19 protein-coding genes are annotated in these 24,168 nt (G+C 35.1%); 6 read left to right on the plus strand and 13 right to left on the minus strand.

Translation table 11 applies throughout. The features are described 5' to 3' along the window. The first annotated feature begins 71 nt into the window (after positions 1–71). A complete protein-coding gene (locus tag ACWNCI_RS05320; protein WP_449387459.1) occupies positions 72–1,451 on the plus strand; it encodes a hypothetical protein in 1,380 nt (459 codons plus the stop codon). A 632-nt stretch (positions 1,452–2,083) separates the two neighbouring features. Here the strand turns inward: ACWNCI_RS05320 and ACWNCI_RS05325 are convergent. The 4 genes from ACWNCI_RS05325 to ACWNCI_RS05340 all read right to left on the minus strand — a co-directional run bounded on the left by ACWNCI_RS05325 (position 2,084) and on the right by ACWNCI_RS05340 (position 6,634). After that, positions 2,084–2,482, minus strand: a complete 399-nt coding sequence (locus tag ACWNCI_RS05325) for a hypothetical protein (protein WP_449387460.1) — start codon at positions 2,480–2,482, stop codon at positions 2,084–2,086. A 101-nt stretch (positions 2,483–2,583) separates the two neighbouring features. Beyond that, a complete protein-coding gene (locus tag ACWNCI_RS05330) occupies positions 2,584–2,940 on the minus strand; it encodes a hypothetical protein (RefSeq protein WP_449387461.1) in 357 nt (118 codons plus the stop codon). Between the two features lie 462 nt (positions 2,941–3,402). Continuing rightward, positions 3,403–4,728 (minus strand): hypothetical protein, encoded by a 1,326-nt coding sequence (locus tag ACWNCI_RS05335; RefSeq protein WP_449387462.1) that lies wholly within the window; start codon positions 4,726–4,728, stop codon positions 3,403–3,405. A 10-nt stretch (positions 4,729–4,738) separates the two neighbouring features. After that, the gene (locus ACWNCI_RS05340) at positions 4,739–6,634 is read right to left on the minus strand and encodes a type VI secretion system Vgr family protein (RefSeq protein WP_449387463.1); all 1,896 of its coding nucleotides are present in this window, start codon (positions 6,632–6,634) and stop codon (positions 4,739–4,741) included. Between the two features lie 678 nt (positions 6,635–7,312). Between ACWNCI_RS05340 and ACWNCI_RS05345 the strand changes: the two genes are divergently transcribed. Next, entirely contained in the window at positions 7,313–8,680 is a 1,368-nt protein-coding gene (locus tag ACWNCI_RS05345) for a T9SS type A sorting domain-containing protein (protein WP_449387464.1), read from the plus strand. 113 nt (positions 8,681–8,793) lie between these two features. Here ACWNCI_RS05345 and ACWNCI_RS05350 read toward each other — a convergent pair whose 3' ends face one another. Beyond that, the gene (locus ACWNCI_RS05350) at positions 8,794–10,272 is read right to left on the minus strand and encodes an alpha-amylase (RefSeq protein ID WP_449387465.1); all 1,479 of its coding nucleotides are present in this window, start codon (positions 10,270–10,272) and stop codon (positions 8,794–8,796) included. A 166-nt stretch (positions 10,273–10,438) separates the two neighbouring features. On the opposite strand from ACWNCI_RS05350, the gene ACWNCI_RS05355 reads away from it, so the two are divergent. After that, positions 10,439–11,044, plus strand: coding sequence for a hypothetical protein (locus tag ACWNCI_RS05355; RefSeq protein ID WP_449387466.1), 606 nt, complete (start codon positions 10,439–10,441; stop codon positions 11,042–11,044). Between the two features lie 117 nt (positions 11,045–11,161). Continuing rightward, positions 11,162–11,743 carry a YciE/YciF ferroxidase family protein gene (locus ACWNCI_RS05360; protein ID WP_449387467.1) on the plus strand — a complete coding sequence of 194 codons (582 nt, stop codon included), beginning with the start codon at positions 11,162–11,164 and terminating at the stop codon, positions 11,741–11,743. A gap of 77 nt (positions 11,744–11,820) precedes the next feature. On the opposite strand, the gene ACWNCI_RS05365 is transcribed toward ACWNCI_RS05360, so the two are convergent. Next, on the minus strand, positions 11,821–12,282 hold the full coding sequence (locus tag ACWNCI_RS05365) for an Lrp/AsnC family transcriptional regulator (protein WP_042721138.1): 462 nt from the start codon (positions 12,280–12,282) through the stop codon (positions 11,821–11,823). Between the two features lie 377 nt (positions 12,283–12,659). Continuing rightward, entirely contained in the window at positions 12,660–13,826 is a 1,167-nt protein-coding gene (locus tag ACWNCI_RS05370) for a cytochrome-c peroxidase (RefSeq protein WP_449387468.1), read from the minus strand. Between the two features lie 188 nt (positions 13,827–14,014). Here ACWNCI_RS05370 and ACWNCI_RS05375 point away from each other — a divergent pair, with 188 nt between their 5' ends. Then, complete coding sequence (locus ACWNCI_RS05375) at positions 14,015–16,195, plus strand: outer membrane beta-barrel protein (protein ID WP_449387469.1); 2,181 nt, start codon at positions 14,015–14,017, stop codon at positions 16,193–16,195. A 183-nt stretch (positions 16,196–16,378) separates the two neighbouring features. After that, a complete protein-coding gene (locus tag ACWNCI_RS05380; protein WP_449387470.1) occupies positions 16,379–16,651 on the plus strand; it encodes a hypothetical protein in 273 nt (90 codons plus the stop codon). Positions 16,652–16,701: 50 nt separating this feature from the next. Here ACWNCI_RS05380 and ACWNCI_RS05385 read toward each other — a convergent pair whose 3' ends face one another. The 6 genes from ACWNCI_RS05385 to ACWNCI_RS05410 are packed head-to-tail and all read right to left on the minus strand — an operon-like array spanning position 16,702 to position 23,987. Next, a complete protein-coding gene (locus ACWNCI_RS05385; RefSeq protein ID WP_346985266.1) occupies positions 16,702–17,064 on the minus strand; it encodes a response regulator in 363 nt (120 codons plus the stop codon). A gap of 15 nt (positions 17,065–17,079) precedes the next feature. Continuing rightward, a complete protein-coding gene (locus ACWNCI_RS05390) occupies positions 17,080–17,676 on the minus strand; it encodes a chemotaxis protein CheB (protein ID WP_449387471.1) in 597 nt (198 codons plus the stop codon). Then, positions 17,676–18,506, minus strand: coding sequence for a CheR family methyltransferase (locus tag ACWNCI_RS05395; RefSeq protein WP_346985264.1), 831 nt, complete (start codon positions 18,504–18,506; stop codon positions 17,676–17,678). The genes ACWNCI_RS05390 and ACWNCI_RS05395 overlap by 1 nt, the downstream gene beginning before the upstream one ends. Continuing rightward, positions 18,507–18,872, minus strand: a complete 366-nt coding sequence (locus tag ACWNCI_RS05400) for a response regulator (protein WP_346985263.1) — start codon at positions 18,870–18,872, stop codon at positions 18,507–18,509. A 15-nt stretch (positions 18,873–18,887) separates the two neighbouring features. Then, positions 18,888–22,505 (minus strand): response regulator, encoded by a 3,618-nt coding sequence (locus ACWNCI_RS05405; RefSeq protein ID WP_449387472.1) that lies wholly within the window; start codon positions 22,503–22,505, stop codon positions 18,888–18,890. Positions 22,506–22,511: 6 nt separating this feature from the next. Beyond that, a complete protein-coding gene (locus ACWNCI_RS05410; RefSeq protein WP_346985261.1) occupies positions 22,512–23,987 on the minus strand; it encodes a hybrid sensor histidine kinase/response regulator in 1,476 nt (491 codons plus the stop codon). Positions 23,988–24,168 lie beyond the last annotated feature (181 nt).

Genomic DNA, 24,168 nt, shown 5'->3' on the forward strand with positions numbered 1-24,168 from the left:
ATTATTATTAAATTTACAGAGAATTCGTAATTGTACTTGATGTAATGATGAAAAATATGCGGCTATTTTTTTTGTTAATCCTTTTTTTCTATTCGCTGGGTTATTCTCAGTCTCAGAAAACTCGTGAAGAATTTAAAAATAAATTAAAAGTAAATTCCGAATTATTTCGTACAGATATCAACAAAGCTTATCTCGATCTTAATCCGTTAATCAAAACATCAAGAATCCTCAGGGATTCATTGGCCGAGATGCAGTTACTGGAACGAAAGAGCCGTTATTTTTACAATAAAAACCTTGTTGATAGCCTTATTATTTCCTCTGAAGAACTTCAGAGAGTTTCAGCACAGTATGAAAATGTGTATTATGAGGCCATGGCTAATGTCTATATTGCAGAAACATATTCTGTAAATAAACTCTATGACAAAGCAATTGTTCATCTCAATAATGCCTATTCGATACTGCAGAAAGACCAATCAAAAAGTAAGAAAATATTCTATGCAAAAGCTAATGTTTTGAGCAGTTTTGCAAATGTTTACCTGGATAAAGATGAGCCTAGAAATGCTGCAAAGAAAATTCGGGAAGAGATAAAAAGTGGAAATGCAATACAGGATAAAAATGAATTCGCAAGATTTCAATATGTTAATTATTCCAATATTTCAAGTATTTATTCTCAATATGATCTTGATTCTGCTTTTTTCTTTGCTAAAAAATCTGTTGAAATAAGACCTTCTGCGATCTCTGACGACAAATCAATGATTACCAATTTTACGGTTTTCGGAAAATATTACATGAAAAAAAAGAACTATGAAGAATCAGTACGAAATTTTCACAAAGCACTTAAAGTCGCTCAACGAACAGGAATAGAACTAAATATAAATGATACATATAAATCACTTCAGGAAATTTACATCGAAACAGGGAGAAAAGACAGCGCAGATTATTATGAAAATAAAATAAAACAGAATGATCTTCAGATGCTTCAGAGTAAATACAATTCTCTGCAGGAAGTTATCAGTAAAGATGAGCAGGAACAGGACAAAAAACTAACCCGTAATTTTTTCATCTGGGGACTTTCCATCCTTATGGTTCTTGCAGGATCTGTATTTTTTTATTTAAAATTAAAAAAGAAAAAAACGGTTGAAAACAACCAGAATCTACACGAATTGTTTAACAACCTTATCATCCTTGTACAGAATAATGATCCTGCTTTTATGTTTGCCTTTGAAAAGGCTTTTCCAGATTTTTCCGGTAAATTATTAAAACTTAACCCCGATCTTCAGCAATCTGAAATAGAATTCTGTGCTCTGCTGAAACTAAAACTGACGACCAAAGAGATCGCTAAATATACTTTCATCGAGACACGAACCGTACAGAATAAAAAATACAGACTCAGAAAAAAGCTTGAAATTCCTCAATCGGTTGATATCTATAACTGGATTGATACTGTATAACTAATTCTACATGAAAATTCAATCTTTACTCTTCTGAGTTGTTTAAAATTAAAATAATCTTCGTTCCACTTCTGGTGTGAATTGCTTTCTTGTCATTTCCTGAAGTATAATGAGAACTCGTTTCATTCCCGTTATAATGCGTTCCCCATTACAAAAGGTTTTCTAATCAAATGAATCTGCTGTAAAATCGTTAAATACAATAAGATACGAGTATATTAAAGACGCTATAAATAAAACCAATATTGAAATATAAAATATATGAGTTGTTTCCGACGCCGGGACAGGATCATGTCCATTAAAAGCATCAATCATTCCAGCATTTGATAAATCATAGAAATTTGCATTTGTGATAACAAGATTAAGTTCTTGTTTTTTATATAAATTATAAGTATTTATAACTGTTGAACTAAATAATTCTTCTTTCGTTCGAACCAAGGTTAGCACATATCAAAGCCTCCCATAAGAAATTTAATTTTCATTTATTAAATATTTTTGTTTATCCAATTGGAGTAATATTCCATATCATATTTAGATGTATATTCTCTTTCAATAAATTCCAATGCTCGTTGAAAACGGTAATATCCTTCCGTTAAGATTTGATCTTTGAATTCTGTTAATTTGTCCTTTATTATTTAAAAAGGAAATCTATACCCATCTCCATTATACCCATTCTTATATCTTAATCTTATCTTTGATTTTTTAAATCTTGCCTCTCCTGTTTTTGAATCTACCCAAACACCCCCTACAAAAGCTTTAGCTTCTTTAGGTGTTAATGCCGAATTAAAAACATAATAATCATTAATAATAAAAAAAAGCCAATTTTCTGGATTTTGGTGTTTTTCTTTTGAATATTCTTTTTGAATTCTCCAGGCTTCGACTATACTTATATTAGCTTTTTTTTCAAAGTCTTCAAATTCTTTAGAGTCATAATAAATAATTTTATTTTCTTGCAAAAACTTTTCTTCTTTGCTTTTGCATCCAAATAGAGTGAATATTGTTGAAAATATTGACATATAAATTATTTTTTTCATATTTAAGGGAAATTTTTACTTTCAGGGTAGTTTACAACCTTGTGCGACTTCCGTAATATTTGCTGCCATTAAAGAATAATCTACAACCGCATTTTGAATCATCATTCCCCAGCATAACTACTATGACTTGCACATGCTGTTTCAGAAATATTCATTCCTGCATTAGACGTAATATTTATTCCTGCTGTTATAGTAATATTTTCTCCCGCCGAAAAAGTTATATTCTTCGGTGCATTTAAATTAATATTCCCTTGTCCATCCATCAGATACGTGTTTCCGCTCGGATCTTCTATAAAAACGCTTCCTTTTGCATCATTTAATATAATTTTAGTTCCGCTCCGGGTATGAATGACTTTTTTATCATTGCCTGAAGTATGATAAGAGCTTGTCTCACTTCCATTATAATGCGCTCCCATCACAAAAGGTTTTTCTGCATTTCCGCCTTCAAAACCAACCAATACTTCCTGGCTGATTTCGGTGATGAATTGGAAGCCTTTTTACTAACTTTAAACTTTAAGAAATTTTGTAAAAACTAATACTACTGATGAGCCAACAATTAGATACAAATAGGAATTGGAGAAAACTCCAATAAGTTCACCCTTTAATGAAAAACTACTCCATGAAGAAACTCTATCAATAAAAATATTGTAATTATTAAAAAAAATTATTACTAAATAAATTACTATAAAAAAGAAAATTACCATTTCTTTTTTTAGAAACCTTTTTAGTAATATGAAAATAATCATAAGTGCTATAGATGAAAAAAGTGAAAAAATGAAAACATCTCTTTGATATGAACAATCAAAACAAGAAGATGAGCTCTCTTTTGAATATTCATACATTGAAAAATATGTTGTAAGGTAGGATAATCCTAATATTAAAAGAAAAAATAGTACCTTTTTAGAATATTTCATATCTTATTATTTTAGTCTTGGGGTTTTATCCTTTTCAAATATAAATAATCCACTTTGTAATAATCCAGCCGGAGAGTCTCCTGATTTTGGTGGCAAAAAAGCCCCATCGGGATTCCAAAGAGCTTCATCCCAGCCCTTACGAAACCAGTCTTTAGGATTAAAAGGATTGCTAACATTTTCATCTTCGATTGTAATATATTTAGATTTATACTCTTCTTTACCTCCATCAAGCCAAGTTGACATATAATTACTCCTTCTTAAATAAGCAAAAACTTTTGCATCTAAATTTTGACTTAATTTTTGAGCGAGGCTTTCTTCAGGCTTTACTAGTTTAATTGATTCAGAATCATATTTATAAGATGGATTTAACGTTACTGTTCTCCCATCGCTATTTCCAGTTCTACATGCATAAGAATATATCTCTGGATTACTTGTGAAAGATTCTTTTTTTAGTCTAGCGACATGTTCTATTTTAAACCGTTGATTCTCTTCATGATCTCCATCTAAACCAAAATCTAAAACACTCGGTAAACCATGTGAAAAAAATTTAATTGTAGAAATTTTGATTTTACTTCTACTTACATTTCCGTCTCCTTTATTAATATAGTTTATTAATTCAGTAACTGAATTAATTTGTTTCATATATAAATTTATATTCCATTTTTTTGCATCTCTTTTAATGATGCTTAATTGCATATTTGTGAACGCATCCTTAAAAATAACAATATTTGCATACTGATGATTTTTGTAATTTTCTCTTAATTCTCGTACAGCCTGCGCAGGAAACATTAGTTTGTTACCATACGTTTGAGAGTGTTGTTCAGTTCCTACTACAAGTAAAACCTCTCCCTGAATAATTTCTGCTTTAGTATTTGTAAGTGGAGTTTGGAAAAATGCAAAAATTCTAAGCCTCAAATTATTATTATATCGCAAAACTTTATGTGCAATTTCAATTTTTTCTTTATTTGAAACATCAAATAATAGATTTTTTTTACCACTTTCATTGTATTCGCAAGCCCATTTCAAGGTTTTTAATTCGTCCTTTTCCGGAGTTCTATTAAATTTTGCCTTGTAAGTGTACCATTTTTCCTTCGCAATAGAATCAACGAGTTTCTCATTTTCATCAAAAGGACCCTCTACTTTAATAACTTTTAAAGCCTCTTTTCTAGGTTTATTTACATCATTATTTACCCCATCAGTTTTACCCCATTGATAAAATTTTCCACCGGCAATATTTCTCGTAAACTTTCCTTCTTCCAAAATTACACCGGATGCTGTTCCTCGAATATTCTTGGCAATAATCAAAATTTGTCCTTTTTTTTGTTCACCCATAAGTTTGGAGTTATGTGTTATTTACCTTTTCTCCGGCAAGGTTATGTACCATTTTTTCACTGTTCTGTATATAATCCTTACCTGCCGCAACATCGATATTCTCCATTGCGTTTTTGTGAATATCATTAGCTTCATAGCTATAGGTTTCACTTGCTATTTTGGTAATATTGGTTGCATTAAGGCTAAAATCTAATGTTGCATTCTGGAAAATATTCATTCCCGCCATTTCCATAATATTCATTCCTACTGTATTATTTTGGTTTTGCCCTACACTCGTCGTCATATTCTGTCCAACATTAATAGTTAAGTTTTTCCCTACCGTAAAATTCATATCATTTGTTGCATTCAAATTAATATTTCCCTGTCCATCCATCAGATACGTGTTTCCGCTCGGATCTTCTATAAAAATGCTTCCTTCTGCATCATTTAATATAATTTTAGTTCCGCACCGGGTATGAATGACTTTTTTATCGTTGCCTGAAGTATGATAAGAGCTTGTCTCAGCTCCATTGTAGTGCGTTCCCATTACAAAAGGTTTTTCTGCATTTCCTCCTTCAAAGCCAACCAAAACTTCTTCACCGATTTCAGGGATAAAATAGAAACCTTTCCCCACCCCGGAATACGGCTGTATCATCCTTATAAACGGCGTTTTCTCTCCCTTATCCTGTTGCCATGGAAACTGTACTCTCACTCTTCCCATTCCCTGAGGATCATTGTTTTCTATCACTCTCGCGGGCTGCTCCTCGCCTTTTGGTACTGCTTCTGTATCAATATAATGAGCAGCATTAAATAAATCCGGAATCCCCATAAATTCGTTATAATAATCATCACCGCCTGCATGAATGTGTCTGATCTCAATAATCCTGTATGTTTCCATTGCTTTGCCATTAATGTCTAAGAGTCTGACTCTTCCGCCTATCTTCAGATCTGGGTCTTTACTTTTCCCTTTTATATTCATCAGGTTTTCCCGGCGTTCCTTTTCCAGAAGCACAGCTTCTTCCAGTTCACTTTCAGAATCACTGCTGATTCCTGTATGATTAAAGTGCATCTTCGGGCTATTTGAAAAGATTTTCGCTGAACGGTTAACACCAATCGATTGGAAAAGGTTTTCCTTAAATTCGGATTTCAATATGCTGCTGTCTTTTTCTGTTTTTGATCCGGTTATGGCATCATAGCTGGTAAAACTAAAATTCTGAGCCTGCATTTTTAGATCAAATTCCACATCAATCAAATCGATATTTTCTTCAAGGTTTATGAGTGGCTGGGTTGTTGTTCCGAAAATGAGATTTTCTCCATTGTAATAGAAAAATTCTCCATGGCGTATAGCCAGTCTCCTGATGAACTGATAGTCAGATTCTTTATACTGTACAGTATAAGCTAAAGCGTGCTTGGTATTAGGAAAATCTGTTTTTACTCTGGCTTCCTGAGGATAATTTTCGGTGATTTCCCTTATGATATCTTCCAGCGTTTTCTCTTCAAAGCTTTGACAGTTTTTACCACTTTCCAGTAAAATACTCGGAGCATAACCTGTAATGTACAATATTCCGTATCCTCCGCCTTCGTCTTTTTTGTTTCGGATACCGCTGATAACTCCGGAAAATGTTTGCCTGAGTTTTCCGAAACGCCAATAATTAATAGTAAGATTTTTACCTAAAAGATTTTTAGAGTTTTCCATCACATAGCCTTCAAAGCTATCTATAGCGTCATCCGGAACGGTAATGGTGAAGCAATCATGGTCGGCTGTTTTCTGGTGAAGTTCTACAGTGTAGCTGTTTTTTGAAAGAAAATCTTTCCCATCCAATGTGAGCAGACAATAAACCAAGGGGTTTGTAGGATCCTGGAGCCAGTCTGTAAAGGTACGTGAAGTGCCAAAGACTGCTTTAAAGTCTTGATCTTCGTTTTTCATATTTTCATCATTTGTATAATATTAAACCATTTTAAGTGTAAAAGGTCATTAAACAAATGTAAAAATATTTTTTGATCCTGAAAATATTTTTCAACACATTTGGATAAATAAATATCAGTAAATCAAAATGTTAAGAATTAAATTTTCAAGTGTAAAATAAAAATAATAGTCAATTTTATATAGTAAATAAATATACTTTCATATTCTGTATTCATAAAATATTACTGTTAGATTATTTACAATCCGAAAATTTTATATCATATAAATCGTGTTGAAATATTTTTATGCATTTCAAAAACTGATAGTGGTGAAAGCAAGGTCAATATTTTTCTAATTATTGTGGAATTAAACAGTAAAAAGACATTCATTTCTACACCGTGAATTTTAAAATTTATCAAAATTATACTGTATTGAATTAGAATTAATTGATAAGAAATAGTGAAATTTTTAAATATCCAAAAATTTCTAATTTTATTAAAACATTAAAAATAAGACTATATAATATATAAAAGTATCAAATGAGTATCTTATTTATTATTAAATCATCAATAAAAATAGGAATTATTTAAATCGATACATACATTTGCTATACAATATTCCTGAAGAAATACAACCATATAATTCACATTATATTAAAACTAAAAATCTAAAAATTCACGCTTATTAAACATTATTATTATGGTAAAAAACTCTTCTTTTAAATTCAAAAAGGCTGTGGTTCTATTAGGGCTGGGAGTTACTTTTTTTGCAAGCGCTCAGTCTTGGGATAATGTAAGTTCTTCAGATGTTATTTCAGCAGGCAACTCGAGTTTTAATAATTTGACAGTCGATGCGTCGGGTAATTATTACGTTTCTTATTATGATGTATCTGTAGCCAAGGGCTCCGTACAGAAATTCGACGGAACTTCTTGGTCATATCTTGGAGGATCACCGGGAATTACCAACGGTGTTGCCACCTATAATGCACTGGCCGCAGATACTCAGGGAAATATCTATTACAGCAATCAGGCCAGCTATCCTTCTACCGGTATGGAAGTAAGAAAATTTAGTGCAGGATCATGGAGCCAGCTGGCATCTGCAACAACTTCCGCTACCACTTATCAGGCCATGGCAGTTTCGCCTTCAAATACTCTTTTTGCTTATGCATCAGATGGATCCGGAACGGTAAGAAGATACAATAACAGCACATGGGAGCAGGTAGGAAATGCAGGTTTTGCAGGTGGAGCAACATTTGCAAAGATGATAGTAGGTTCAGATAACAACATTTATACATGTCAAGTAAATAGCGGTGGTGTTAAAGTGTACAGTATAAATGCTAATGCAAGCTCTACAGATTCATGGACTCAGGTTGGCGGAACTACTGCAGGAAATGCCTATAGTTCAGACAATTCTTATTCAGATATAGCTTTATATAATAATATGCCTTATGTAGTGTATGTCTCAAGTACAGCTGAAGGCAGAAAATTGAATGTAAAGAAATTTGACGGAACTTCCTGGGTGCAGGTTGGTAATGCCAACTTTTCTAATACTGTAGTCAACAATACGGCCATTGCGGTTTCACCAAACGGTACACCATATGTAGTTGCCTGTATTTGGGACAGCTCTTTTTCGGATCATGGAAGGAACACTGTATACACATTAAATGCTTCTACAGGAAACTGGGAAAAGGTAGGAGGCGATTTTGTCTCATCAGGAGTTTGTACTTATAATGATATCGCTATAGATCCGGTTAACAATTATCTTGTTCTTGCCTATTCTCAAAACGGAACCATTGTAAAAAGAATTTCTTTGAATGCTTTAGCCGTAAATGATGTTAAAAAAGATGATTCATTCATGGTATATCCAAACCCTACAAAGGGAATAATTATTATTAAAAATAATAAAAAAATAAAATCTGCTGAAGTAATAAGTGTTTCAGGACAGATTATGAATACAAAAATTACAGATCAGAAGGTTGATATTTCTGATGTTCCTAAAGGTGTTTATTTCCTTAGAGCAACCTTTGACAACGGAAAAACTTCAGTAAAAAAGATTATAAAACAGTGAGAAATTGATTAAATAAAAAGTAAAGTAAAAAGTGAATTTGGTAAATTAAGAGAAGCCCGGAAACTTCAAATTGAAGTTTCCGGCTTTTTGTTCTAAAGTCATTTAAATTATGTTCATAATACATCAGCTTTAACCCAAACACTCACTGAGCAGGAATTTACGAGGAAAGCTGCTTTTCCTTGTTCATCTGTAATTACTTCTTCTTTTCTGTGATCCAGAAAATCTTTAAATTTTAAATGTGCATTTCTTTTTCCCAGATTAATTTCTTTAAAGCTCTCGGCACCATTTGAAATTATGGTCACACATCCGAAATTTTCATCACTTCCCATTCTCACCCAGGCGATGCAGTTAGGATCATCAAAATATTTCATCTGTTCTCCAAAAGCAAATTGCTTTCTGGCTATAAGTAACTTAGGTAGAGCTTCAATTTTCGGCATAACAATTTTCACTTCTTTTCCATCTTTTGTATCGGTGTATTCCGCTCCGTAAAGGTCAGGATAAAATATGCACGGATACGCATCTTCAGACAGTAAAATAACTGCATATGCCAGCGGTTTAAACCAAGCCTGAACGGCAGACTCCAACGCCTGCAAATTTTGGGTATCGTGGTTTTCAACAAATGAAACCGATGATGCAGGTTTGCACTCCATGAAACTTCCTTTCAGCAGTTGCGTCAGATCATAATCTTTTCCTTTTTCCGAAGCTTTAAAAAAATTATAATGCAAAGGCACGTCAAAGCATGAAATAAGATTATTCATTTTATCTGAAAAATAAGTGATCTTTTTCACATCATCCTTCCAGAATTCTCCCAAAACATAACAATCGGGATCTAATTCTGTTTTTATATAGGTAATCCATTCTTTCAAAAAACCGGAAGAAATGTGTTTGAGCGCATCCAGTCGCAGACCGTCCACTTTGGTTGTCTCAAGATACCATTTGATCCAATTTTTCATTTCCTTTATCACACCGGGATTCCGGTATTCTACATCAGCACCCATAAGGTAATCATAATTTCCGAACTGATGGCTTACATCATCCGTCCATACTGTGCCATATTCATTATGAATTTTAAAAATTCCAACCATTTCTTCGCCGTCTTTCCGTACAATATCGATTCCGCTGAAACAATTATGATCCCAGATAAAATCGGAATATTTACCCTTTCTGCCGGGAAATGTAAATTTGGTCTGAGCCAAAACTTCAAAAGTATCGGAAATAACAGTATTCCTGTTTTCTTCGTCTACCTCATGAACCTCTATTTTTTCTGCTTCATCAGCTCCCATCCTATGATTAAGCACAATATCGGCATACACATCAATACCGGAGTGATGGGCTTTTTCAATAGCCTTAATATATTCTTCTTTCGTACCGTACCGGGTAGGAATTCCGCCTTTCTGATCAAATTCTCCGAGATCATAAAGGTCATAGACATCATAACCTCTTCCATCAGTTCCCAAATTACACTTTGTAGCCGGAGGAAGCCATACTGCGGTAATACCGAGACTTTTTAAATATTCTGTATTCTCGGCAAATTCATTCCAAAGGTTACCATTATAATACCAGTGGAAATACTGAATAATTACTCCGTTCATAGTTTAATAATGTTACGCTTATTTGTTTGATCAGGTCGAATTTCGTAAATAATATTTTCTTAAAAATATGACTGTAATCATCGGGAGATGAAAATTTATTGTGATTTTGCTCATAATACTTTAACCTTATAGATGCTATCTTTGTTCAACACCTATAAGAAAGCATATGAAACCTAAACAAATTCCGGGAGTTCCCCGCCAGAAAAGCGGGGGATTTCATGATACTGAAAGCATAAAGCAATTTAAAACAATTGAAGTAAATGCTAAATTTGAAATCCTGAAAAAACGTTTCTTTTCTATTAATGAATGGAAAAGCTACTGCGGGAAAGCATCATCTGAATTTAAACATTTTAGTGAATCCGGGCATCCGGTCGACAGAGTTCCTCAAAGGGGAGATTTTGTAAGAATCGGCATTCCTGGCCCGGGTGCAAAGGAAGCAGATGGTTATGATTGGGTGGAAATTATCAATATTGCCCACAGAGATACAGGTGATTATGAATCGTACCTTGTTTCATGCCGACCTTCAAAATTACCGAATAAATCGAAGGGGCATGTTGCCCATTTTTATAGTGATTCTGCAACATCTAATTTTATGATTATTAAAGATGGTAATGTACTGAAAGTCGGAATTTATGGTCGTAATGAAAAGCCTAATTTCAATGCAACTTTTATTGATAAAATCAGGAATTCTATGATTGCGCTGGGCGGAATATTCGGAATTTCAAAAATACAGTGGAAAGTGCTTGCGGAAGGACTGCTTGATTTCAGATAAGTACATTTTTCAATTTATAAGATAAATCTTTTGATACCACATATAACCGTTTTCGACAAAGATGGTCTTATAGTTGCAGATTCATCACCAATCAATAATCACTAAATATAATTTATTATGGAAACTAAAACACCAGCTAAAAAGACAGCGGCAAAAACAACAACTTCTAAAACTTCAACAAAATCAACTTCTAAAACTCCTGCCAAGAAAGGTGCAGCCAAAGAACTGAAAGATCTTTTTGAAGATTCATTAAAAGATATTTACTGGGCAGAAAAAGCATTGGTAAAAGCATTACCGACAATGATGAAAAATGCCACTGATGAAAAGCTGAAAACAGCAATCGAAAATCACCTTGCTGAAACAGAAACTCATGTGGAAAGACTGGAAGAATGTTTTAAAGCTTTAGGCAAAAAGGCTCAGGCAAAAAAATGTGATGCCATGCAGGGACTTCTTGATGAAGGGAAAAGCATCATCGAAGAAACTGAACCTGGAACTGTAAGAGATGCAGGTATCATCGCTGCCGCACAAAAAGTAGAGCATTACGAAATTGCAACATACGGAACACTTGCAGCATTTGCAAAAGTCTTACAAGAAGAAGATTGTCTTAAATATCTTCTTGAAACATTGAATGAAGAGAAGAAATGTGACGAACTTTTAACTAAAGTAGCTGACACCAACCTTAACAGCAAAGCTATGTAAGCAATACTAAGCTACAAGAATAATAAGAGGTCTTTAAAGGCCTCTTTTCTTATATAATCCCGACTTCTTCATTATCATTAGATCGTCAATCCATAGGTGTTTTTCACCTGAGCCATCACAAAAGTACTGTGAGTGCTGCCAATGGAAGGAACGGCACCAAGAATGTTAAAGACAAAGTTCTGATACTGCTTCATATCCCGAACGTAGACTTTCAGAAGAAAATCAAAATCGCCGGAAATACTGTAGCATTCTGCCACTTCCTCAATTTCCAAGATCTCGCGTTCAAATTCCACGGCCAGATAACTGTCATTACTCTTTAATTTCAGCTGACAATATACTGTTAGTCCAAGATTGAGTTTTTCGGCGTCAAGTAATGCCGCATATTTCTTTATATATCCTTCCTGTTCGAGCCTTTTTACTCTTTCAAAAACCGGTGACGGTGATAGATTTATTTCCTTTGCGAGTTCTTTAACCGTTAGTTTTGAGTCATTCTGAAGCAATCTGAGCAGCTGCAAATCTTTATCATCAAGTTGATCCATAGAATAATATTCTTTATATGTTATAATTAATTCAAATATAAAGTAATTTATTCTTTTTAAAAATAATATAAAAGAATTATTTACTTAATTTAATACCAATCGTTAATACATTATTCTTTATCTCTATCTTTACTTAAAATAAAACGCTAAAAACGATAATGCTTTTAACGTTTTTATCTAATAAAAAGTAAAGGGAATATTTTATAATGAGAGATGCTCCTATTCTGGGGCTCTCTCTTTTTAAATGAAATACACATATACACGATAAAAATTTTACAAATTAGTAAATTAATCTTAGGGGAAGCAGCTTTACAATATTTTGTTCAGCTGCTTTTTTATTAACTATGATTTGAATTTTAAATAAATTATTCGTAAAACTATTTCGGTAATTCAGGTAAAGATATTCTTTGAGGATTTGCAGATAAAGTTCTAAGGAAAGCTTCCAGCTGATGGACTTCCTGATCAGACAATTCCAGCATTCGTACCATCCCGGATCTTTCAGACTTCAATAATATTCCCTCATAAACCGTAGAGCGTTTCTGAGAATACTCGGGATTTCCTTTACTGTAAAATCGTATCACTTCGTCTAATGTTGCCATTGATCCGTTATGAAAATAAGGCCCTGTACGGGAAACCTCTCTCAATCCCGGAACACGGAATTTTCCGGCATCGTTTGTATCTTTTGTAAAGAGATACCTCCCGGGATCCTCTCCTTTTTCACCCAACAAAGCCGTTCCGATATTTTCAAACTTATTATTAGAAAAGTATCCTGAGTTGTGGCAATTGATACACTGCGCTTTAGTTCTGAAAAGATGAAGTCCCATCAGCTCATCATCGGTATATACATCCGGTTTACCATCAATAAACTGATCAAATTTACTCGCTGTGCCTTTGACATTTCTTTCAAAAGTGGCAATCGCTTTTGAAATACGTTCTTTTGTGACAGTTTTATTGCCGAATGCTTTTTCAAACAACATTTGATATCCTTTAATACTGGCAATTTTGCCGGCTGCCACGTCCATGTGCTCGCCCATTTCTTTTTGATCCTGGATCGGCATTTGTGACTGCTCTTCCAGCGATCCGGCACGACCATCCCAGAATAAAGATTTTGCATACGCCACATTAAAAATGCTCATTGCATTTCGGGATCCCAACTGGCGGTCGTGACCGAAAGAAAATGTTCTGTTATCACACCAGGCCAATTCCGGATCATGGCACGATGCGCAAGCGATCTGATTTGATTTTGAAAGGCGCGGATCAAAAAAAAGTGTTTTCCCCAGCAATTCTTTTTCAACTGAATACTGATTGTCTGCAGGAAAAGAAACATCCGGCAAATGACCGATTTCGGAAAATGTTGAAACAGATTCCGGATCCAGAATGGGCTTTGGCCATGTTGAAACATCACCTGACGAATATAATTTTCGCAGATGGTTCATGAAATCAGCTTTTTGATTAAGTTCTTTCTGTACAGAATTGTTCAGACAATTATTTAAAACTGAAACAAGAAGAAACAAAACAAGGATCCAGCTTAAAGCATTCTTCATAGGTCATTTGAATTTCAGCAAAAATATGATTTTTTAATTTTGATTCTTAATCGCTGAACTTTTTTATATTATTTAAAACAATTAAGCCCTTTATAAATCAGGTGTTAAGAAAAAATATTGCAAAATTAATCATACAGATGTAACAATAAGACACCCCAGGGTGTCTTATATCTAAAACTTAGTTTTAAATGAAAACCATTTTAACACCTATTGCTTTATTGGCTAGCATTCTGACATTTGCACAAACTGAAAAAGATACAATAAAATCTACCAAGGAAAAGGAAATAGAAGGCGTAACGGTAACGGTAAGAAAACCCACCGTAGAATCTAAAGTTGACCGTACTGTGTTTAATGTTGCGAACAGCTCAATACTGGCCGGAAATACAACCTGGGATGTACTGCGAATGACTCCGCTGGTGAGTATTGATAATAATGATGCGATAAAAGCAGAAGGAGAATCGGTAACGGTATATATCAACGACAGAAAATCTGTTTTCACAGGAAAGGAATTAAAAGAATATTTAAAGACTATTCCTGCCGACAATCTTATGAAAATTGAGGTGATTACAAGTCCGTCCTCACGTTACGAAGCAACAGGAACCGTTATTAATATTGTTCTGAAAAAGCGTGACGATGAAGGGCTAAAAGGAAGCGTAACACTCAACAACAGACAGAATACAAAAAATTCCCAGTACACCAATTTTAACCTGAATTACCATAAAAAGAATTTCACCCAAACGCTCATTGGAAGCTATAGTGATAACACTTATGTGCAGAAAGATTCAAGTTTTTACTCATGGTATGCCGACAATTCTACCAACCAGATCGACAGCTATGTGATTGGAAGAAGCAAAAGCCCTTCCGTTTCTTCCACTTCCGAATATGAGATTGATGCCAAAAATACCGTGGGGGTCATCCTGGAATATTACCAGAGCAATTCAACTTCAAATTCTGAATCCAGCGGAAGCGATTATCTTAATAATATTTTTAAAAGTTCTTTTGATCAGAACCAGAATTCAACGGGACTCAACCGTAATTTGGGAACCAATATTTTTTATAAATGGTACGATAAGGAAAAGAATAAAATTCTCGATGTAAATCTCGGAACCAATTATTACGGACAGGCGGAAGACAGTTATTTTATCAGAAATACTCTTTCAGCACAAGACGGCCCTTCAAACCAGAGTCTCGGAGTTCTCACAGATACAGAAAACAGGAATTATTATGCAAAAATAGATTACACCCAGCCTTTGGGTAAATCCGGAGCAAACTTTGAAGTCGGAGGAAAAATAAATTTTAATAATAATGTCATTCCCAACAATTTATACGGGAATATGCTGAGCGGTCTCAGCAGTCATGATGTTTTCCATTACGAAGATTATATTGCATCACTTTATGCGAATTACAGCAGGACTTTTTTTAAAAAGCTTGAAACAAGGATTGGCCTTCGTTACGAGTATATCGATTATAAACTCCGTCAGGATGTGGCGGGTGCTTCGAGAAAAGACTCTTACGGTACTTTCCTGCCTAATATTTTGCTGAAATATACATTCTCGGATAAATATGATTTAAGTTTGACCTATAACCGTAATATCTGGAGACCATGGTACGCAGAATTCAATCCTTTTATGACACCAAATACCAACGGAATTTACAGCCGCGGAAATATTGATCTGGATCCTAATCCAAGTGACAGGCTTTACATGAAGCTCGGAATTATGAAGAAATATTTTATCTCCGCAAGATATATGTACACAGATCAGGATTACTGGACCGATTACCTGCAGGAAGATATTCCGGATGGTACCGGAAAAAAGACGATCAATATCACCCAGCCGTCCAATTTTACCGGAAAGGTTCACAAATATTATTTGTATGCCAATACCAATCAGACGTTTTTTAAAAATAAATTTACGGTAAACCTTGGGCTTGGATGGTATTATATTGATAACAGTGATTTTAATACGAAAAATGGTATTAAAGGCGATCCATATATCAGCTATCTGAGTGCATCTACAAATCTTTCTTATACCAATCTTTTCAATAAGAATATTAACATAAGTGCATGGATGGAGATTTCCAACCAGAATAATGGAAACTCTACAACCAACAAAGCCAATATTTTTCACAATATTTCTGTAACCAAAATATTTCCTAAAACCCAAATGGAAGTCAGCCTTCAGCTGATGAATATTTTCCAGAGACCGAATTATGATGCAACTACTTACAACCAACAGGGATTTGTACGAAGTGCTTCGACCTGGGATTGGTATGGCGCTTCCATTTCATTTGTAAAACGTTTTGGAAACCAGAAAGTAAAAGAAAATACCAAAACCGATGTTGAGAAAAACGGCGGCGGCGGAAAATAAAGTTAACATTCCTCATTAGCAAACGGGTGATGAACATAATATGTTATCATCCGTTTTTTTATTTAATTAGAATGAATAATAATAAAATATGCTAAATAATTATTTTTAACCCAATCGTGGCACGAATATTTTATGCTATAAATAAAAATACCAAGGATGATACAAAGCTTCGAAATAAGAAAAATGATCAGAAATTATTTAACTTCATGTGTTAAATCACAGTTCGACATCGATATAAATTTAGAAAAAGAATATATACTTACAGAAAATTTAGTATCAAAAAAAACAATTATTGCGCCTACTTTTACAAATGAAATACTGTCAAGGCCAGATATTAAATTGTTTTTAACATCATTGATAACAGAGATAAATAACGAAAAATGCAGCAGGGAATTCATTATGGAAAAAATGAAATCTGCAAAAGAATCTGATTCTCAGCAGGTGGAAATAATATAGCAAATCCCGGAAATAAATCCGGGACTTTATTTTAAATAAACGATAATTCTTTATTGTAAAAAACTTGCCACCTTTTCTTCAAGATCTTCCAGATTAAAAGGTTTGGCAACATAATCATCCGCCTGCGCCTGTTTTGCCAGAGCAACAATATCATTATTCGCCGTGACATAGATGACGGGAATATTTTTAAATTCATCATGATTTTTCAGAAGTTTTGTTGCTTCCACCCCACCGATTTTAGGAATCCAGTTATCCATAAGAATAACATCCGGCTTGTATTGTGCCACTCTTTCCAGAATATCGTGCGAGGTTTCGGAAATTTCCACCTGATAACCATTTTCTTCAAAAATGATGCTGATCACTTCAAGAATTGTTGTGTCGTCATCAAAAATCAGGATTTTCTTTTTATTCATATTCTTACGTAATTGTTAGGGATTTTCTTTATTTATTAATTGATTTATGTATTTTGGGAGATCTTCCGGTTTAATGATGAGGTCATATTTCACTTCCTGAATGGCATGTTTCGGCATGTAATCAACCTCTGCGGTTTCGGGATCCTGGATCCATACGGTTCCGTTATTCTTTTTTATATAAGATAAACCTTCTACACCGTCGGCATTGGCTCCTGAAAGAAGTACGCCGATAAGATTTTCGCCATAGATCTCCGCCGCCGATTTGAAAGTAACATCAATTGACGGTCGGGAATAATTCATCTTTTCTGAACTGTCCAGCGACATTGTTTTTTTATCTTCAAAAAGCAGGTGATAATCTGCAGGGGTAATGTATATTTTATTGGATTCAATTTCCGTTTTATCGTCAATTTCCACCACCTCGACTGGTGAAAGCTGCTGAAGCAGTGCCTGAAGAATATTATTGGAATGCGCCTTACGATGCAAGACTAGCAAAACAGGAACTGCAATTTTATCATTCAGTTTTTTAATCATTTCAATAATTACCTGAAGACTCCCCGCAGAGCCTCCGATAATTATCAGTTCGGTATTTATATTTTCTTTGTTCAATATCATTAATTATGATCCAATTTTTTCCAGATTCTCTGATCGTCGATCTGATGATAATTTTCATCTAATTTAGAAAATCTTAGTGTTTCTTTCGCTCCTAATGCCAAAAAACCTAAATTTTCTAAGCTATTATCAAATAAACGGAATACTCTTTCCTGAAGACCACGATCAAAATAGATCAGAACGTTTCTGCATACAATCAGCTGAAAGCTGTTGAAAGAGCTGTCTGAAACCAAATTGTGTGTAGATAATATGAGCTTTTCCTGTAAACTTTTATCAAATTTTACACTGTCATAATTTGCGGTATAATAATCTGAAAAATCTTTTTTCCCTCCTGATAAAATATAATTTTCAGAATATAGTTTCATCTGCTGCAATGGGAAAACTCCTGCTCTGGCCGTTTCCAGAACTGAAGGATTGAGATCTGTTCCATAAATCAGAGATTTATGATAAAGGTTGGCTTCTTTCAGCAAAATAGCGATCGAATAAGCCTCTTCACCCGTCGAACAGCCGGCGACCCAGATTCTTATCAATGGATAGGTTCCCAGCTGAGGAAGGATTTTCTCTCTTAAAGTCTTGAAAAATAGCGGATCACGAAACATTTCCGTAACATTAACCGTGATTTCCTCTATGAAACGTTTCAGGTATTCCGGATCGTTCAGAATGGTATATCGCAGTTCTGCAAAGCTGGTAAACCTGTCTATCAAGCAAATACGATTTACCCTGCGTTTAAACGACGCTCTGCTGTATTCGGAAAAATCGTAGCCATACATATCATAAACATCTTTAATCAAGTATTCTACCTCTTCATCTTTTATGATACTAGGCTCCAGCATTTACATTAGTTTTTCAATAGCATTTATTAACTGATCCACATCTATCGGTTTCGATACATAATCCTGAGCTCCGGCATCAAGACATTTCTGACGGTCTTCGGGCATAGCCTGCGCCGTTACGGCAATTACCGGAATTCCACTGATAGAAGGTGTATTTCTTATTATTCTTATCGCTTCGTAACCGTCCATCTCCGGCATCATCATATCCATAAGCACAGCGGTGAACTGATTGTCTTTCTTCAGAATATCAATAGCTTCCTGGCCCATTGTACAGCTTTCGATCTGATATCCCCTTGATTTCAGGGTCAGTTTTAGAGCAAATATATTTCGCGGATCATCGTCCACAATTAAAACTTTTTTGTTCATCAGAATTTTAGCTGTTTAAATTTCATATAACCAAACTCTAAGTAAGGATAATAGCTGATCGATATCCACCGGTTTCGAAATGTAGTCCGAAGCTCCTGCAGTGATGCATTTTTCACGCTCTCCGATCATCGATTTTGCAGTGATGGCAATAATCGGTAATCTTGTAAACATCGGCATTTTCCGGATCTGCTTTATTGTTTCGTATCCATCCATTTCCGGCATCATCATATCCATTAAAATAACGTCTACGTCAGGATGTTCTTTAATTTGCTGCAGTGCATGCTTTCCGTCCATGGCAACTACTACTTCCACTTTGTATTTCTCCAGAGCTTTTGTCAGAGAGAATATATTCCGTACATCATCATCGGTGATCAGTATCTTTTTTCCGCTTAAGACTTCTGTTAAAGATCCTAACGTTTTATTCCTTACTGTTTCAGTAGAATTATTCTTTTCTTCTACAAGATGTAAAAATAAGCCTACTTCATCTAAAATCCTCTGATAAGAATGCGCTGTTTTTACCACGATAGAATCAGCGTACTGCTTTATTTTTAATTCTTCTGATTTAGACAAATTCCGTTCCGTAAATATAATGATCGGAAGATTTTCCAGACCGTCATAGCTTTTTATGGATTCAATGATTTGATATTCATCTCCTTTTAATGATCCTATATCAAGAATTACACAATCTACGTGATCGGTAGTGAGTGCTTTAACGCTATCCTCAACATTGTTTTCTACCGATAATGAGATGTTAAAATTGCCCAGGAAATAAGAAAGCGCACTAGCATGTCTGGCATTTTCTTCAACGATTAAAACTTTCTGCGGAGATTTGCGGATGACTTCTTCAATTTTTCTGAATACTTCGGTCATCTGATCCAGCGCTACAGGCTTATTGATAAAGTCGATGGCACCTTTCATCAGGCTTTCTTTTTTCACATGCAATACAGACATCATATGCACCGGAATATGCTTGGTTTCAGGGTTTGATTTAAGCTCATCCATCACCTGCCATCCGTCTTTTACCGGAAGCTGTACATCCAGGAGAATAGCATGCGGACGGTACTGTAATGCAGCCGGAAGACCATGATCCCCCCTTACGGCTACCACTGCTTTATAATTCTGCAGATGAGCATACTTTAACAGAGCTTTTGCAAAGTTGGTATCATCTTCGATAATTAAAATCACCTTGTCACCATCCCGGATATTTTCCCTGTCGTCATTTACATTTTCAGGGATTTTCAGATCATTGATCGTATTGTAATACTCTTCTTCGCCATCATCAAGAATATTTTTAATTTCCACTACATCTTCACGAATAATATCTACCAAGTCCTGATCTGTTTCTATGTGTTCAATTTCATATTCAGCAATCGCTTTTACCGGAATGATGAGGCTGAATTCACTTCCCTCACCCACTTTACTTTCCAGATTCAACTCTCCTCCCAAAAGTCGGGCAATTTCCCTGCTGATTGATAATCCAAGGCCTGTACCTCCAAATTTTCTTCTCGTAGAACCGTCTGCCTGCTGAAATGCTTCAAAAATAATTTTCTGCTTATCTTCTGCAATGCCTATTCCGGTGTCTTTCACGGAGAAAATAATAAAATCTTTCTTCCTGGGATCTTTCTTAATATTTAAACTAATGCTTCCTTGCGTTGTAAACTTCAAAGCATTTGACAATAAATTCCTTAACACCTGATCTACTCGTAAGCGATCGGTTTCAATGGCTGGCTGTAAATCATTTTCGATCTGTATGTTAAACTGAAGCCTTTTTTCCTGAAATACCGGGTTGAAGAGGTTTTTTAAATCTTTAACAATATCATCAACAATCACCTCCTGGTATTCCAGTGTCATTTTACCTGATTCGATTTTGGCAAGATCAAGAATCTCATCAATTAACGTCAGTAAGCTGCTTCCCGAACTTTGAATTACTTTTGCCGATTCGATCTGGTCTTCATTTAAATTCTCTTCCGGGTTTTCGGCCATCAGACGGGATAAAAGCAAGATTGAATTCAGCGGTGTACGCAGCTCATGAGACATGTTCGCCAGGAACTCCGATTTATACTTGGTGCTCAACGCAAGCTCTTCTACTTTTTTTTGAATCTCATTATTACGTTCAGCAATCAGGTGATTTTTTTCTTCCAGTAATCTTGATCGTTCTTCCAGCTCGGCATTCGCCTGCATCAGCTCTTCCTGCTGTACTTTAAGTTCTTCCTCGGAAGCCTGTAATTTTTGGGTCTGCGCTTCAAGTTCTGTATTAAGGTTCTCAAGTTCAGAATGCTGTACCTGTAACTCTTCAGATTGTGCCTGGGTTTCTTCCAGAAGTTGCTGCTCTTTTTCACGGCCTTTCGCAGCGCTTAATGCAACGCCTATATTTCGGGTACATTCAACAAAATAGTTCACCCTAGTTTCATCGAAATTATTGGTAGATCCTAATTCCAGAACACCTATGACCTTGCCATCCGCAAAAATCGGGAGGAGTAATATTCCATAAATTTTGATTTTGCTGCTGGCAAATGTTACCACAAAATCATCCTCATGAAGATTATTATAAACCTGAGTTTTTTCGGTAATAAAAGCCTGACCTACCATTCCTTCACCAGGTTCGAAAATCTTTTTCATGTTGTTTTCCAGGCCTAAAGCAGCTTTTAGCTTAAGCAATCCTTCATCATAAAGATAAATTGAACCATTGATGCATTTACCGTATTCTATGATCTGATCTAATGCATTATCAGAAACTTCCTGTACAGACTTGTTTCCCATCATCGATTCATTGAGTAAAGCAAGTCCTTTCTGGCGCCAGTCGCTGGCATTAATTTTATCAAAAGAAATCTTAAGAGATTCCGTCATATTGTTCAGGGATTCTGCAAGATCACCAAGATCATCCTGAGAATTGTCTATCGCCCGTTGGCTGTAATCTCCGTTGGCTACTCGGTTGGCAATCTGCTGAATAGCACTTACCCGTCTGCTGATTTCAATATCTTTTGCCTGAAGCGCTTTTTCTAATTTATCTCTACGAATAAGGTCTGCTCTCAGTTTTATATAAAAATATGCAGTCACTACAATAGCACCGATAGCTGAAATAATAATAAATAAAACAGTTGTATTGGATGATCTGTTGAGATCTTTATTCTTCATGGCAAGCTGAACCTCCTCATACTGAACGAATTCCTGAACAAGTTTTCGGCATCTGTCCATGTAACCTTTACTTAGAAGAATCTGCTCCTGAGTCATTGTCATGCCTCTTTTCCTGTTATCTACAAAATGTTTTAGATTTGAAATATTAGTATTAACATTTCTTTCAAGCTCATGCAATCGGCTAACCTGCCTTTTATCTTTAATGTCTAAATTTTTAGCTCTTTCTATAGCTTTGGGAAACTCGACAAGACTCCTGTTGAAAGGTTCCAGAAAACTTTCCCTGCCGGTCAATTGATATCCTCTATTACCCGTTTCAGCATCCAGTAAAGAAATTAAAACATCTTTTACTGCTGTGATGGATCTTCGGCTTTTTGAAAGATTTTCGCGATTTTCCATCTGTTTCTGTATGCTGACATAAGATGCAATGGAACTCGCAATCAGGATGACTAAAGAGAGTCCTACCCCAAACTGAAGATTTCTTATAATTTTTTTCGGCATTGAAAATTAATTTAATGGTAATGTGAAATAAAATGTAGATCCCTCATCTACTTTGCTGGAAACACCAATATTTCCGTGATGCTGCTTGATGATTTCAGAGCATATGAATAAACCAATTCCCATTCCCTGGAATTGAAGAGAAGATTCTTCCACACGGTAAAATTTACGGAAAACAGCTTCCTGCTTAAAATCCGGAATACCGATTCCGAAGTCGGTAACATTCACCTTTACTTCCTGCTCTTCTTCGTCTACAAAAGTAGTGACAATCACCTGATTGTTTTTAGGGGAATATTTAATGGCGTTTGTTAAAAAATTGATTAAAACCTGCTCAATTCGGATCTCATCAAGCGGAATAAGAATGTCGGGCTTTACACCGTCCCTTTTTATTTTAACACGACTTTCATCATGAGTCTGAAGAATAGTTTCAATCGCATTGCTGATCACATTTTCAAGATTGGTAGGCTTTTTATTTATTTTAAGTTTGCCGTTTTCGATTTTGGAAACATCCAGCAAATCTGTAATCAGCGTATTAAGCTTCTCTATCTGATCCTGAACTTTTGTCACAAATCCTGCTTCAGCACTTTCCTTATCCAGTTTTAATTTTCTTTCCAGAAGCTGAACATAAGCTTTAATACTCGTTAAAGGAGTTTTGAGCTCATGGCTTGCAATACTCAGGAATTCATCCTTTTCCTTTTCTACTTTTTTCTGGTCGTCGATATCTGTGAAAGTTCCGACCCAGTTTTTAATGGCATCGCCGTCATATACCGGAGTAACGCGAAGCAGATGATAGCGGTAATCTCCCGACTCAATATTTTTAATTCTGACCTCAAGTTCCAAAGCGATTCCTTTTTTTCTGCACCGCTCAAATTCTTCTTTAATATTGAAGTCATCGGGATGTGTTTCCGGGAATTGTTTCTCAGATTCGGAATACTGATACCATTTGCAGTTCACAAAATCTACAGATCCTTCTTTAGTCAGCGTAAAAGCAATCTGGGGCAGTGACTCCAGCATCAGATGGAAATGGTCGATCTGAGATTTCAGAGTTACCTGCGATTCTCTTCTGCCTTTTACTTCAAGTTCCAGACTCTGTTGCGTTTTTTTCAGGGCAATATTCTGCTCCTGAAGGTTGTAGAAGGTTTTAACTTTTAATAAAAGAATTTCCGGATCTACAGGTTTTGTCACGTAATCTTTACCCCCGGATGCATAACCTCGTGTTATAAATCTTTTTTCAGTATTTACCGCGGATAAGAATATAATAGGTACTTCCTTCGTTTTACTGTATCCTGCAAGGGTTTCCGCTACCTCGAAGCCGTCCATATCAGGCATCTGTACATCTAAAATAATTAAGGCATAATCATTTTTCAACGCTTTTCCCAATGCTTCCTCACCAGAATCAGCTGTATCAACCTGAAAATCTTTTGATTCCAGCAGTTTTTTCAGCGAATAGAGGTTACTTTGGTTATCATCAACAATTAAGATCATAGAAATATAGAATCAATAATTAATTATATTTAGTTTAACCTCAAAAATACTCACAAAATTCCGAATAATACTAACATTTTAGCGATTATCCGCCTGCATACCACATTAATGCGAATATATTTTTAAGGGTAAAAAAAATCTCTAAGTACGCAGCAATATTTATTCCAGTAAATCAATGTTT

The sequence above is a fragment of the Chryseobacterium lineare genome (assembly GCF_977014045.1).